General features: G+C 55.2%; 14 protein-coding genes. 2 read left to right on the forward strand and 12 right to left on the reverse strand.

Features of this window, described 5'->3' with window-relative positions; genetic code table 11:
* The first annotated feature begins 27 nt into the window (after window positions 1–27).
* Window positions 28–663, forward strand: a complete 636-nt coding sequence (gene trhA / locus KVT34_RS05415) for a PAQR family membrane homeostasis protein TrhA (RefSeq protein WP_217557356.1) — start codon at window positions 28–30, stop codon at window positions 661–663.
* 39 nt (window positions 664–702) lie between these two features.
* On the opposite strand, the gene KVT34_RS05420 is transcribed toward trhA, so the two are convergent.
* A complete protein-coding gene (locus KVT34_RS05420; RefSeq protein WP_217557358.1) occupies window positions 703–1,356 on the reverse strand; it encodes a GDSL-type esterase/lipase family protein in 654 nt (217 codons plus the stop codon).
* 70 nt (window positions 1,357–1,426) lie between these two features.
* Window positions 1,427–1,738 carry a hypothetical protein gene (locus KVT34_RS05425; RefSeq protein WP_217557361.1) on the reverse strand — a complete coding sequence of 104 codons (312 nt, stop codon included), beginning with the start codon at window positions 1,736–1,738 and terminating at the stop codon, window positions 1,427–1,429.
* Between the two features lie 241 nt (window positions 1,739–1,979).
* On the opposite strand from KVT34_RS05425, the gene KVT34_RS05430 reads away from it, so the two are divergent.
* On the forward strand, window positions 1,980–3,152 hold the full coding sequence (locus tag KVT34_RS05430; protein WP_217557364.1) for a M20 family metallopeptidase: 1,173 nt from the start codon (window positions 1,980–1,982) through the stop codon (window positions 3,150–3,152).
* Window positions 3,153–3,282: 130 nt separating this feature from the next.
* Here the strand turns inward: KVT34_RS05430 and KVT34_RS05435 are convergent, their stop codons facing one another.
* The 10 genes from KVT34_RS05435 to KVT34_RS05480 form a co-directional block, all read right to left on the reverse strand.
* Window positions 3,283–3,936: an amino acid ABC transporter permease gene (locus tag KVT34_RS05435; RefSeq protein ID WP_217557366.1), complete on the reverse strand. Its 654-nt coding sequence runs from the start codon at window positions 3,934–3,936 to the stop codon at window positions 3,283–3,285.
* A 50-nt stretch (window positions 3,937–3,986) separates the two neighbouring features.
* Window positions 3,987–4,643 (reverse strand): amino acid ABC transporter permease, encoded by a 657-nt coding sequence (locus tag KVT34_RS05440; protein WP_217557368.1) that lies wholly within the window; start codon window positions 4,641–4,643, stop codon window positions 3,987–3,989.
* 80 nt (window positions 4,644–4,723) lie between these two features.
* Window positions 4,724–5,587 (reverse strand): transporter substrate-binding domain-containing protein, encoded by an 864-nt coding sequence (locus KVT34_RS05445; RefSeq protein WP_217557370.1) that lies wholly within the window; start codon window positions 5,585–5,587, stop codon window positions 4,724–4,726.
* Between the two features lie 58 nt (window positions 5,588–5,645).
* On the reverse strand, window positions 5,646–6,374 hold the full coding sequence (locus KVT34_RS05450; RefSeq protein ID WP_217557372.1) for an amino acid ABC transporter ATP-binding protein: 729 nt from the start codon (window positions 6,372–6,374) through the stop codon (window positions 5,646–5,648).
* Between the two features lie 306 nt (window positions 6,375–6,680).
* Window positions 6,681–7,667, reverse strand: a complete 987-nt coding sequence (locus KVT34_RS05455) for a DMT family transporter (protein ID WP_217557374.1) — start codon at window positions 7,665–7,667, stop codon at window positions 6,681–6,683.
* A 263-nt stretch (window positions 7,668–7,930) separates the two neighbouring features.
* The gene (ytxJ, locus tag KVT34_RS05460; protein ID WP_016423439.1) at window positions 7,931–8,272 is read right to left on the reverse strand and encodes a bacillithiol system redox-active protein YtxJ; all 342 of its coding nucleotides are present in this window, start codon (window positions 8,270–8,272) and stop codon (window positions 7,931–7,933) included.
* A gap of 175 nt (window positions 8,273–8,447) precedes the next feature.
* The gene (locus tag KVT34_RS05465; protein ID WP_217557376.1) at window positions 8,448–8,861 is read right to left on the reverse strand and encodes a PaaI family thioesterase; all 414 of its coding nucleotides are present in this window, start codon (window positions 8,859–8,861) and stop codon (window positions 8,448–8,450) included.
* Between the two features lie 111 nt (window positions 8,862–8,972).
* The gene (locus tag KVT34_RS05470; RefSeq protein ID WP_217557378.1) at window positions 8,973–10,661 is read right to left on the reverse strand and encodes a long-chain-fatty-acid--CoA ligase; all 1,689 of its coding nucleotides are present in this window, start codon (window positions 10,659–10,661) and stop codon (window positions 8,973–8,975) included.
* 30 nt (window positions 10,662–10,691) lie between these two features.
* On the reverse strand, window positions 10,692–12,473 hold the full coding sequence (locus tag KVT34_RS05475; protein ID WP_217557380.1) for an acyl-CoA dehydrogenase family protein: 1,782 nt from the start codon (window positions 12,471–12,473) through the stop codon (window positions 10,692–10,694).
* Window positions 12,474–12,723: 250 nt separating this feature from the next.
* Window positions 12,724–13,908 (reverse strand): acetyl-CoA C-acyltransferase, encoded by a 1,185-nt coding sequence (locus KVT34_RS05480; protein WP_217557383.1) that lies wholly within the window; start codon window positions 13,906–13,908, stop codon window positions 12,724–12,726.
* Window positions 13,909–13,910 lie beyond the last annotated feature (2 nt).

A 13,910-nucleotide genomic window follows, 5' to 3' on the forward strand; every position in this document is an offset into this window, starting at 1 on the left:
GTCCCGGATAGCTTGGAGGTAATCCCTATGGAATATTCACCGCGCGAAGAATTCGCGAACGCCGTCTCGCACGGAATCGGCACCCTGCTAAGCATTGCCGCTCTGGTTCTTCTCCTCTTGCAGGCAACCACATACGGAAACACTTGGCATATCGTCAGCTTCAGCATTTTCGGCACTTCCCTGATTCTGCTCTATCTGTGCTCCACGCTCGTTCACAGCGCTCCGGGAGGAAGGCTGAAAGACATTTTCGAAATCATGGACCATTCCGCTATTTATGTACTGATTGCCGGCTCCTACACCCCCTTTATGCTCGTTACGCTGCGGGGAGTGCTGGGATGGACCCTGCTCGGCATCGTATGGGGACTCGCCCTTATCGGAATCGTGCTCAAAATTTTCTTCGTCAAAAGGTTTATCGTCCTCTCGACGGTTTGTTACATCGGCATGGGCTGGCTGATCGTACTGGCCTTTAAACCCCTCGCCGAGCATTTGTCGGCAAACGGCATCGTCTGGCTCGTCGCGGGCGGACTGCTCTACACGGTCGGAACGGTGTTCTATCTGTGGCGGCGCATTCCCTACCACCATGCGATCTGGCATTCGTTCGTCATCGGAGGCAGCGTCTGTCACTTCTTCGCCGTGATGCAGGTCTTGCCCGTCCCCGCGTAAACCGAAAAAAAACAGTGAGGCAGCCGCTTCACTGTTTTTTTAATGCCCGCCGCCTCCGGCAAGGGAAGTGAGCGGGACGCTCTGAGCGATGCATTCCGCAATCCGCTTGTATCCTTCCGCATTCGGATGAAAAAGATCGTCGGAAATCAGGCGGCTCTCCGCTCCCTTGAAAGCCGAATACACGTCCACGTACCGGACTGAGCGCGACTGAAGCCTTTCCATTTGCTGGTTGAAGCGCGTGATCCAGAACTCCGCTTCCGGCAGCATGGAAATCGGATTATACAATCCGACGAGAATCACCAGCGGCGACTTGCCGTCCGGAATCGGAAGCTGGGAGTAGCGCACGATCTGGCGCAGATTGCTCCCGAATGTGCGCAGGCTGCGCTTCAACACGCCCGTATCGCGGCTCTTCAAATACGGCATGGCCGAGCGGATCAGGTCGTTCCCTCCGGCCGTAACCGTCACGATATCGGCGGTCGCCAGCCCCCGCCGCAAATCGCCCTCGTTGCGCAAGTACTGCAGCAGCTCGCCCGATGTGGCGCCGTTCGTACCGGCATTGCGCAGAACTACGCTGCGTCCCAGCGCCGCTTCTGCCATACCGCGGTATCTTGCGGTAAACCCTTCCCGCGTCGGATCGCCCGTACCGACGGTCAGCGAATCTCCGAACGCGATGTAGCGTAATGCTCTTCCCATGGCGGCCCCTCCTGTCGCTTACGTCTGTAAGACAGTATATTCCGGAGCCGGCCTGCCGGTCTCTACTTTTCTAGCGCAGTAGAAGAGAATTCATTTCCGCCGTGCAATGCTCTTCGAGAAAACGGGCAATCTTCTCCTTCTCGCCCTGGGTAAACTGGTATTCGCAGTCGCAGCCTTCATCCAGCAGGATGATTTGAACGATCGTTCCTTCGAGATTGCAGATGACGTACACGCTGGGGTCTTGCAGTTCTTCCGGCAAAGTTTCTCCTTCTTCGGGATGAAGCGCCAGATAGATGTCCAGCCACTGTCCTCTGCGCTCGACTTCTTTGCAGGCCAGCGTAAAGCGGTGATCCTGCCAATTATCCGATCCGTATTTATTCATAAAACATCCTCCTCCTGGGCTATGTAAACATCTTCGCGGATGAAATTTCCCTTCGGTGGAATTTCCCTCGGGAAGATGCGCTAATTGCAGCAAACGCGGACATTGCGCTTTCCGTGCTTTATTGTAACGCAAAGGAGCCGGAAGTGGTAGCGGGTCCGAGTTTGTATTACAATAGACTTACATCCGAAAGATAACGACGGGGCGCCGCCCCTACCACTTACATACATAAGGAGAACCCGCCATGAAGGAACGTATCTATAACACCATCGATTTCCACACGCCGGAGTTTCAAGCGATTTCAACTTATATCGGGCAAAATCCCGAGCTCGGCCATGAAGAATTTCTGGCCTGCGCCCGGCTGATCGAAGAGCTGGAGCGGCACGATTTCACGGTCGAACGGGCCGTGCTCGACATTCCGACCGCTTTCATCGGCGTGTATGACTCGGGCAAGCCCGGACCGACTGTCGCTTTCCTGGCGGAATACGACGCCCTCCCCGAGCTGGGTCATGCCTGCGGACATCATCTCATCTGCATGATGAGCATCGGAGCGGCCGTCGGGCTTAAATCCGTCATCGACGAGACGGGAGGCGTAATCCGCGTCTACGGAACGCCCGCCGAGGAAACCAAAGGGGCGAAAGTCCCCATGGCGGCCGCGGGATTGTTCGATGACGTGGACTTCGCGCTGATGGCGCATCCTTATTATACTTATGAGCGTTCCGGCGAATCGCTTGCGCTGGATGCCATCCAGTTCGAGTACTTCGGCAAGGCGGCCCACGCCGCCGCTTCCCCATACGAGGGCGTGAACGCTCTGGACGCCGTTCTGATGCTGTTCAATTCCATCAATGCGCTGCGCCAGCAGCTCCGCAGCGATGTGCGCATTCACGGAATCATTACGGAAGGCGGCCAGGCCGCGAACATTATTCCCGACTATGCCGTCGCCCAGTTCTATGTCCGCTCTTCTTCCCGCGCCTACACGAACGAAGTCGCGGCGAAGGTGCTGAAATGCGCGGAGGGGGCCGCTCTGCAGACCGGCTGCACCCTCACCACCTCGAACTACGAGTACTCGTACGACGAGCTGAACACGAACGAGACACTCTCGGCGGTGTTCAACCGCAACCTGGCTTCGGCAGGCATTACCGAAGACATGATTCAGACGGGCAAGGACCACGGCTCCCTTGACCTCGGAAACGTCTCTCTTCACTGCCCGACGATTCACCCGTATATGAAGGTCATTGAAGAGAAACACCTGCTTCACACGCCGGAGTTCCGCGACCTCGCGATGAAGCAGCGTGCGCTGGACGGCATGATCCTGGCCGCCAAGATGCTGGCGGCCACCGCTTACGACGTGATCACGGACCCGTCGCTGCTGGCCGAGATCAAAGCCGAATTCGAGCGAACACGTTCGGCGCGTTAAGCTCCGGCGGTTCGTCCGCCAGCACATAAGAACCCGCTGTAAACCGGTCCGGGACCGGCACAGCGGGTTCTTTGTCGTCCGGCCGGAGCCGGAATTACGCGGGTCCGCGAGCCATAAGGCTTGCGCGGAGTCACGTCCTCTTCAGCTCGAAGCGCTGAGCGAACAGGGAAATGAAATAGTTGACGACGAAATACATCACCGCGGCGAGCAGGAAGATCGGAACGATGAACTTCTGGGAAGAACCGTTGATGATCTGCGCGTTATGCATCAGCTCCGGCGCCGCAATGATAACGGTAAGCGACGTATCCTTCAGCAGTGAAATAAACTGGCTGACGATCGGCGGAACCATCCGGCGCACCGCTTGCGGGAACACGATGTGCCACAGCGTCTGCACATAGGTTAACCCGGAGGAACGGGACGCCTCGATTTGCCCCTTGTCGATGGAGTTGAGACCCCCGCGGATGATTTCGGCAATCATCGCCGATTCGAAAATCGTCAAGGAAATGATCGCGGACGTCAGAATGCTCATTTCCACACCGGTCACTTCCGGCACGGCGAAGTAAACGAAGAAAATAATGAGCAGCAGCGGCAGGTTCCGGATCACTTCGACGAGAACCGCCATGAGCTGGCTGAGTACGGGGATTTTCGAGTAACGGATGACCCCGATCAGACTGCCGATGACAAAACTTAAAATAATGGCGATAACGGCCATTTCCAGCGTCACGAGAAACCCTTTTAACAAAAACATCAAATTATCCGCGCTGTACGCACCTGAGAAATCCATTCCGACACCCCACTTTGACATTCACCGGATCTTGTCCCGTCCGGAACCGATTAGGCGCGCGCCATTCTTCTTTCGAGATACTGAACCAGCAGACTGAGCGGTATCGTCAGCACCAGATAGAAAAGCGCGACCCCGATATACACATTAAACGTATCGAGCGTATCGGAATTGATCAGATCCCCGAAATACATGAGATCCATGCCCGCGATAACGCCAAGTATGGATGAGTTTTTGATCAAATTCAGAAACTGATTTCCAAGAGGCGGGATCACAATCTTGATCGCCTGGGGAAGAACGACGTGAATCATCGTCTGTCCGTAGGAAAGACCCGAAGAACGGGCCGCCTCCGCCTGGCCAGCGGGAACGGCCAGTATGCCCGCTCGGATCGCCTCCGCAATAAACGCGGACGTATAAATCGTCAAACCGATCGTACCCGCGGTAAACCCGTCCAGCGAAAGGCCGAACTCGGAAGACCCGTAGTAGAAGAAGAAAATAATCAACAATAGCGGAATGTTCCGCACGAATTCCACATATACCCCGCTGATCGCCCGCAGCGCTTTAAAAGGCGAGATCCGCAGCACGGCCACCAGCGTCCCCAGCAGGAAGCTGAGTACGAGCGACAGAAGACTGACCATCACGGTATTGCCGAATCCTTCGATATATCGGTCCCAATTCTCTGCAATTACGCTTAAATCCACCGGCAGCACCCCGATCTGTTCCTTCTAATTAACGATATCCTGGAAGAAAACGGGACAAGCGGCCGGCCGGCCGCCTATCCCGCACCTTTTTACTCGGCCGGTTTCTCGCCGATCCATTTCTCGTAAATTTTCGCGTATTCGCCGCTGTCCTTCAGTTCTTTCAGAACGTCGTTGACCGCTTTCGTGAATTCCGCGTCGCCTTTGCGAACCGCGATGCCGTACGGCTCATCCGTGAATGTGCCGCCTACGACTTCATAATTAGGGTCCTGCTTCGTCATTCCATAGAGAATGGCGTTATCCGTCGTCAAAGCTTCCCCTTTGCCGGATTTCAGAGCCGTGAACGCTTCCTGGTAGTTTTCAAATTCCAGTACCTGTGCGTTCGGGGCTTTGGCACGAATATTTTTCGCCGAAGTGGAGCCTTTTACGGTCAGGACTTTAACGCCCTTCTTCTTCACGACGTCGTCGATCGACTTGATGTCGCTGCCTTTTTTAACGAGTAGAGATTGGCCCGCCTTGAAATAGACGTCCGTGAAATCCACTTCTTTCTTGCGCTCTTCCGAAATCGTCATCGTTGCGATGATGGCGTCGATATCTCCTTTTTGGAGCATCGGAATCCGCGTCTTGGAAGTCACTTCTTTCAATTCGACTTTCGTTTCGTCACCGAGCAGCTTTTTGGCAATCGCTTTGGAAATGTCGATATCGAAACCGTTGACTTGGCCCGTTCCCGGATCTTTCAACCCGAACAGGTTTGTATCGAATTTGACGCCGACTACGAACTTTCCGCGCTGCTTGATCGCATCGAGCGTTTTCGTATCCGTCGTCGGCGCGTTGGAGCCGCCCGGAGTCGATCCGCCTGTCGATCCGCCGTTATCTTTGGCTTTGCCGCAGGCGCCCAGAACCAGAATAAAGGTAAGCAGAATCATGCCGATTTTAAAAGGCTTCCAAACTTTCATAAGTAGACCCCTTCCTTTTCTCGCTTCTGTAATGGTAAACCGTATATCCCTTAATCAGTTAATGCGCAAGCAGGCGGCTCAAGAACAATTTGGCTCGTTCTTCCCGCGGATTCTCGAAAAATTGTTTCGGAAGCGCTTCCTCGACGATTTGGCCCTGGTCCATAAAAACAACCCTGTCCGCCACTTCACGGGCAAAGCCCATTTCGTGAGTGACGACGACCATCGTCATTCCTTCCTTCGCCAGCGTTTTCATAACATCGAGAACTTCTCCGATCATCTCGGGGTCGAGCGCGGAAGTCGGCTCATCGAACAGCATGATGTTCGGCTCCATGGCAAGCCCGCGGGCAATTGCCACGCGCTGCTGCTGTCCGCCGGAAAGCTGGGATGGAAAAGATTGCGCTTTATCGGGAATTCCTACCTTTTCCAAATAAAGCATCGCGCGCTTCTCCGCTTCCGCTTTGGAGAGCCCCAGCACCTTTATTGGAGCCAGCGTGATGTTCTCGATGACTTTTTTGTGAGGATACAGATTGAAATGCTGAAATACCATGCCGATTTCCCGCCGGAGCTTGTTGATGTCGGTTTTCTTGTCGTTCACGCGTACGCCTTCCACCGTAAGCTCCCCCTGCTGGATCGTTTCCAGCCGGTTAATGCAGCGCAGCATCGTGCTTTTGCCCGATCCCGAAGGGCCGATGACAACGACGACTTCGCCTTTCTGCACTTCGAGGTTGATGTTCTGCAGCACGTGAAATGATCCATAATACTTGTTGACATTCGTAAAATTAATCATGGCATCCCCCTCTTTGTCAGCATGGGCGTCCTTCTTCTAATGTAGAAACTGGTAGAAACGCCTAACAATACCCGCTTTGTTTAGATGGGTATTTTGCTATTCATTAGACGAATTTTATAGTTTTGAAACAGGTAGAGTACCCCAAATTAAGGTACTTTTATAAGAAATCTTTATGACCGAAACGAGATTAAAATGACCCCTATTCACTTTTATATGAAAAAAAGCCCCTTTGAGGGGGCTTTCCGTTACGCTCGGGGCGTATGTTATCCTTTTTTTTCATTTCTAGTAAGTAGGAAGTCTAATCGTTCAACTGTCGGTCAAAGAAGGCCGGGAAGCGCCCGTCCGCTCCTCGGGTATTTCAGGCAGGGGCGCGAGCACGGCGGGAGTCGCCACCATTTCGTCCTTCCCCTTCCTGCCCTGACTGCGGATAAACAGCCAGATGCCGAACAGCAGCAGGCAGCCCGCTCCGATTTGGATGCCGGTTATCGCTTCGCCGAGCAGGAAAAAGGCGAGTACCGTCGAGCCGAGCGGTTCGCCGAGTACGCTCATGGATACGGTCGCGGCTTTCACATATTTCAGCAGCCAGTTGAACAGGTAGTGGCCGAACATCGTCGGGACGATAGCGAGCAGCAGGAACATGAGCCAATCCTTCTGCGAATAGCCCGTAAGCGGCGTTCCCTGCGCAAGATTGTAGACGCCGAGAGCGGCGGCGGCCGCAAGAAAGACGAAGAAGCTGTAGACGAACGCGGACATGGACTGCCGCATCGTTTTGCCGAGCAGCATATGAACGGCCACGGCGGCTGCGCTGACGATGGACAACAGATCGCCTTTGAGAGCTTCCCCGGAGAACCGGAAGTCCCCCCAGCCGATCATGGCGGCCCCGATCATCGCGATCAGCATGCCGATCACCGTGCCCCAGTTGTTCTTCTGGCGGAACAGCCAGTATGCCCCGATCATCACGAAGATCGGTTCCAGCGTAAGCAGCGCCGTTGAAGAAGCGACGGTCGTATAGCTGAGAGACGCCATCCAGAGCAGAAAATGCAGCGCCAGAAACAAGCCCGAGCCGATCAGGCCGAATACCGATTTCCAGCGGATCGCTTTGATCTCCGCCGTGTATTTGAACAGAAACGGCAGCATAATCAGATTGGTCAGCAGCAGGCGGTACATGGCGGTCACGGCCACGGGAGCTTCGCTCCAGCGGACGAAAATGGCAGAGAAAGAGATTCCGATAATGCCGACGATAAATGCGAGAGGCACCGGAAACAGAGGTTTGTCGTTCGAATGTGTTGTCATGATTTCCGTTTTCCTTTACCAAGGGTCAATTTATGTACTCGGATCAGTATACCTGATTTGCAAACGAAGGGCTATCCTCCGGCGCAAAAAAATAACCTGAGCCCGCCGGGGCAAAGGTTATGAAAAAAAGATCCGACGGACGGCTACTTTCCACGATACCCGTCCGTACGACCAGTATATCGTATATCATATCGTATATATACGTGTATATATTGCCAATCTGACTAAATAGGCAGATTCATCCGTTCCTCAATCCCATACGATTAGTCCAGTACGGCGGAAATGTGCTTGGACGTTACCGACCAGTGGGAAGTGTTCCATTCCGCAAACTTGTCCTTCACGTAAATAATTTGCGGAGAAGCATGCTTCACGCCGACATCCTCGGCAATTTTGTTCGAAACGGGGCGGCTTTCAATCACCTTAACGAGGTAATAGTTCACCTTTTCATTCGGGTTCTTGCCCAAATATTCGTCGTATTCTTCCAGTGCGCTGGCGCTGACCGGGCAAGTCGTGCTGTGCTTCAGCATGACGAAAGGCTTCTCGGCGGATTGATCGAAAATCTCGTTCCATTGTTCCAGTGTGGTTACTTCAGTCCAATTTGCCATGTTGATTTCGCTCCCTTCCATTCTTCCTGTTTATAAGGATTATAAATAGTATAATGATTTATTCAATTGCACACAACCGGATTAAACTCCCGCAAAAGAACGACGCGGCTCCGTTAATGGAAAAAACCTGAAGAGATCGCCTCTTCAGGTTCTTTTTCAACGAAATCCGGCTCACTTAAATGACCCGGAAGGTCCCGGTTCCCAAAGTGCCTAGACGTCCTTCGGCATCCGTGACCCGACCTATGGCCGTCAACATTTTCCGCGACTGGTGGACAATCTCCGCCGTCACGTACAATTCGCCGGGCTGCATGGGCGCCACGAACTGCACGTTCAAATTCGTCGTCACAATCTTGTCGTCGGGTCTTGCGAGCATGAGCACGACACCCATGGCGTTATCCAGCATGGAAGAGGTGACTCCCCCATGAACAATTCCGATCAGATTGAGATGATGCTGCTGGGCGACAAGCCGGACCACGACTTTATCCGCGGCAGCCTCCACGATCTCACAGCCGAGATACTCCCAAAACGTGTTTCGGGCACGTTCCATCAGATGCTGAAACTGCGGACTGACTGCATTCTCTTGTTCCATCGGGCTTCCTCCCTTCTCTATTAGCGCCATTATACCGGGATGTTCCGGAAAGAAAAAGCCCCGTTCCGGGGCTTAAGCGATGGAGCAAGCCGGCCGGAAAAGCGGGCGTGTTTATTCTTTCGCCGCGGAAATTTGCTCCAGCTCTTCCTCAAGCAGTCTGCGGCGGAGGACTTTGCCGACCATCGTTTTCGGAAGCTGCGTCCGGAATTCGTACCGGCGCGGAACCTTGAAAGCCGCCAGACGCTCCCGGCACCACGTATTGAGTTCCTCTTCCGTAAGGCTTTCTCCTTCCCTCACGATAACGAAGGCTTTCACAGTCTCTCCCCGATAAGGGTCCGGTATTCCGATCACGACCGCCTCCTTGACAGACGGATGTTCGAAAAGAACTTCTTCGATTTCCCGCGGATAAATATTGAAACCGCCTGCAATAATGATGTCTTTTTTCCGGTCCACGATCGAAAAATAGCCTTCTTCGTCCACGCGGGCCATGTCGCCGGTGTAGAGCCAGCCGTTCTTGAGCACCGCCTCCGATTCGTGCGGACGGTTCCAGTATCCTTTCATGACCTGCGGCCCCTTCACGATCAGCTCGCCGATTTCGTCGATGCCCGCCTCCTCTCCGGTTGCGGGGTCCACGACTTTGGCTTCCGTATCCGGAAACGGAATGCCGATCGAGCCGATCTTCCTTCTCCCCCAGATGGGATTCGCGTGCGTCACCGGAGACGCTTCCGTTAAGCCGTAGCCTTCGATCAGACGGCCGCCCGTAAGCTCTTCGAATCTATCCTGGACTTCCAGAGGCAGCGGAGCGGAGCCGCTGATGCACACATTAATCGAAGACAAATCGTACTCCCTGATGTCGGGATGATTGATCAAGGCGATGTACATCGTCGGCGCGCCCGGGAATACCGTCGGCTTCAGCTTCGAAATAAGGCGCAGTATTTCGCTCACTTCAAACTTCGGCACAAGCACCATCATGCCGCTGCGGACGACCGCCTGATTCATGAGCACGGTCATGCCGAACACATGAAAAAATGGAAGCGCTGCCAAGTAAATCTCCTGCCCGTCTGCCGCCTTATGGAACCAATGCTTCGTCTGCAGCGTGTTGGCGATGAGGTTCATGTGCGTGAGCATGACGCCCTTCGAAAGCCCCGTCGTTCCTCCGGTATACTGGAGCAGCGCCACATCCTCGGCCGCATTCACTTCCTCCATGACGGGTATCGCCGAGGACGAGGCAAGCAAGGTGCGGAAGGAACGAACGGACTCGCTCAACGGAACGCTCAGATCCGCCCCGTCCCGCTTCGCTTTGATCGGATACAGCATATTCTTCGGAAAAGGCAGATAGTCTTTCAGGGAAGAAACGATGACGTGCCTCAGGTGTGTTCTCGGCACAACCGCGCCGACTCTCCGGTACAGCAGATCCAGGGTAACGATCGCGACCGCTCCGGAATCGAGAAGCTGATGCTCCAGCTCCCGCTCCATATAAAGCGGGTTCGTCTGAACGACCACTGCTCCGGCAAGCAGCGCCCCGTAATAAGCGATGACGCTCTGGGGGCAGTTGGGCAGCATAATCGCCACCCGCTCCCCTTTCTTGACGCCGAGCTGCCTCAGTCCGTTGGCGAACCGGTAGCACGCCTCCATCAACTGGCCGTACTTGATTTTCTTGCCCATAAAATAAAGGGCAGGCAGCTGCGGGTTTTTCCCCGCCGCCTGCACCAGGAAGTACGCTAAATTGTGCCTGGGATACTCGTAAGTCGAGGCGACTTCACTTTCGTAGTGATGCAGCCATGGCCTAGCCGAATCCATACAAGATCATCCCTTTCGCGGGCCATATCGTCAGATGACGTATTTCTCAGCAGCTATGACACGAGCCGCAATTTCGCGCTTCAGGCCGACCGCATCCACCGGTGTGCTGCGTGTGAGCTTCTTCAGAACGGAGAGCTGGGTGCGCAGCACATCGCCGGTTTCCATCGCGGCCAGTGTATCCTTGGCAAGACGCTCGATCTCGGCGAACGCTTCCTGGACGAACACCTCCGTCATTTGAATCGCGTTCTTCGCTTTCTCTTCGCCGGATTTCGCGATGAGCTTGCGCGTACGCACCAGCGTCGTTTCCATGGCGTAAATCTGAATCATCATATCCGCCAGGTTGCTGAGCACTTCCTGCTGCTTCTCCAGGTTCATGCCGTATTTCTGTACGGCGGAGCCGCCCGCCATCAGGAATATTTTTTTCGCCATAGCGGTCAGATGGGTTGCCTGTTCCAGCGTTTCGTCAAAGGTCTGACCGGGAATAAGCTGCATCAGCTCGGACTGGAGAGCCTGCGCTTTGCCCATGAGATCAAGCTCGCCCTTCATCGCTTTCTTGAGCAGCGTTCCCGGAATGAGAAGGCGGTTGATTTCGTTCGTTCCTTCAAAAATCCGGTTGATCCGCGAATCCCGGTAAATCCGTTCGATTTTATACTCTTGAATGAAGCCGTAACCCCCATGAATCTGCACGCCTTCATCGGCCACGAAATCAAGCGCTTCCGAAGCAAATACCTTATTAATGGAGCATTCCAGCGCATATTCGGCAATCGCTTTGGCGGACTGCTGTCCCGCTTCCGCGCTGTTGTGGTCGAGATTCTGGAGCGCCGTGTCGATCATGCCGGATGTACGGTACACGATGCTTTCCGTTACATACGTGCGGATGTTCATTTCCGCAAGTTTCTTGCCGATCAGCGGAAAAGAAGAAATCGGCTGCCCGAACTGCGTACGGGTGTTGGCGTATTTCGCGCTGAGCTCGATGGCTTCCTTGCTTGCGCCGAGACAGCCCGCTCCCAGCTTGAATCGACCAATGTTCAAAATATTAAATGCGATAATATGGCCGCGTCCGACTTCCCCGAGCAGGTTTTCGACCGGCACATGCACATCTTCAAAATAGAGCGGGCATGTGGACGACCCTTTGATGCCCATTTTTTTCTCTTCCGGTCCGACGGAGAAACCCTTCAAATCGCGCTCCACGATAAAGGCGGTAAAATCTTTGCCGTCCACCTTGGCGTACACGATAAAAATATCCGCGAAGCCCGCGTTGGTAATATACAGCTTGGAACCGTTCAAGATATAATGCTGTCCGTCATCCGACAGCTTTGCCGTCGTTTTCGCGCCCAGCGCATCCGAACCGGAAGTAGGCTCCGTCAGGCAGTAGGCCGCGATTTTTTCGCCCGTGGCAAGCTCCGGCAAATATTTCCGCTTCTGCTCCGGCGTACCGAAAAAGACGATCGGCAGAGTACCGATCCCGACGTGAGCGCCGATAGACAAGGCAAAGGCGGACGCCTTGGACAAGTTTTCGTTAATGACGGTCGAGCTGATTTTGTCGAGCCCGAGTCCGCCGTATTCCTCCGGCACATCCGCGCCCAGCAGGCCGATTTCTCCCGCTTTGCGCATCAGTTTGACGGTCAGCTCGTAATCGAGCTTCTCAATTTCTTCGTCTTTCGGCAGCACTTCTCCTTCTACGAAGTCGCGGGTCGTCTCCATCATCATTCGCTGTTCTTCGGTGAAATCCTCCGGGGTTACGAGAGCGTTTACATCCAAATCTTCGATGACAAAACTTCCGCCTTTGGTCCATTTTCTCGTTTCAATCATGTGCAATCTCTCCTTTACTGGATTCATATGCGAAGATAAGCTTGCTTTATTTCCGGTTTCCGGTTTCCGGTTTGCGGTTTCATGTTTCCGCCGCTGCCGGCAGACCGCTGGATGATTCGGTTAATCCCGCCCAAGGACGAAGCCGGTCTCCGGAGCCGTGAAGGTTCGACAAGACCGCCTCACGGCTCCTACCATCCGCGGATCCGTGAGCCGGCAAACCGTACGTTGACGCCCAAGCAACCGTGACCCGTTATTCTCCGTAAACTTCAAACACGCCGGCCGCTCCCATTCCGCCTCCGATGCACATCGACACGACCCCGTAGCCGCCGCCTCTGCGCCGCAGCTCGTGAACCAGCGTGGCCGTCAGCTTCGTGCCCGTACAGCCCAGCGGATGGCCGAGCGCGATCGCGCCGCCGTTCACGTTCACCTTCGCTTCGTCCAGCTTCAGCTCGCGGATAATGTGCACGCACTGGGAAGCGAACGCTTCGTTGATTTCGTACAAATCCACCTGATCCCGCGTGATCCCCGCCTGCTTCAGCGCCTTCGGAATCGCTTCGACCGGGCCGACGCCCATGATCTCGGGCGCTACACCCGCCAGAGCGAAGGAGCGGAACGCCGCAAGCGGCTTCAGCCCCAGCTCCTCCGCGCGCTCGCAGCTCATCAGCACGGCCGCCGCAGCGCCGTCGCTCGTCTGCGAGGCGTTGCCGGCCGTGACGCTGCCGTTCAGCGCAAAGGCGGGGCGCAGCTTCGCGAGCACGCCGGTTGTCGTATCGGCACGAACGCCTTCGTCCGTGTCGAGCACGACCGGTTTCTCCCAGCGCTTGCCGCCGGCATCCACCCCTTTCACGCTCGTTTCGACGGGAACGATCTCCTCTTGGAACCGGCCTGCGGCAATCGCGGCAGCCGCCTTGCGGTGGCTCTCCGCCGCGAAGGCGTCCTGATCCTCGCGGGAGATGCCGAACCGCTGCGCAACGTTCTCCGCCGTGTGCCCCATGCCCATGTAAACTTCGGGCATTTCCACGGCCAGCTTCGGATGCGGCGACAGCTTGAACCCGGTCATGGGCACATGGCTCATGCTTTCCACACCTCCGGCAATGATCACGTCCGCATGCCCGAGCATGATCCGCTCCGCCGCGTATGCGATGGACTGCAGCCCGGACGAACAGAACCGGTTGATCGTGACGGCCGGAACCGCAGCCGGAAAGCCCGCGTACAAAGCCATCGTCCTGGCGAAGTTCAGCCCCTGCTCGCCTTCCGGCATCGCGCAGCCGATGATGATGTCCTCCACGTCTTCCTTGCGCAGTCCCGGCGCCCGTGCGACCGCCTCTTCCAGGACGATCCGCCCGAGATCTTCGGCCCTCGTCTGGGCAAGGCTGCCTTTCTTCGCTTTGCCTACCGGAGTGCGTACTATCGATACAATGACCGCTTCTTTCATTG

The organism is Paenibacillus sp. GbtcB18 (assembly GCF_019091125.1).
Lineage (GTDB): Bacteria > Bacillota > Bacilli > Paenibacillales > NBRC-103111 > Paenibacillus_F > Paenibacillus_F chitinolyticus.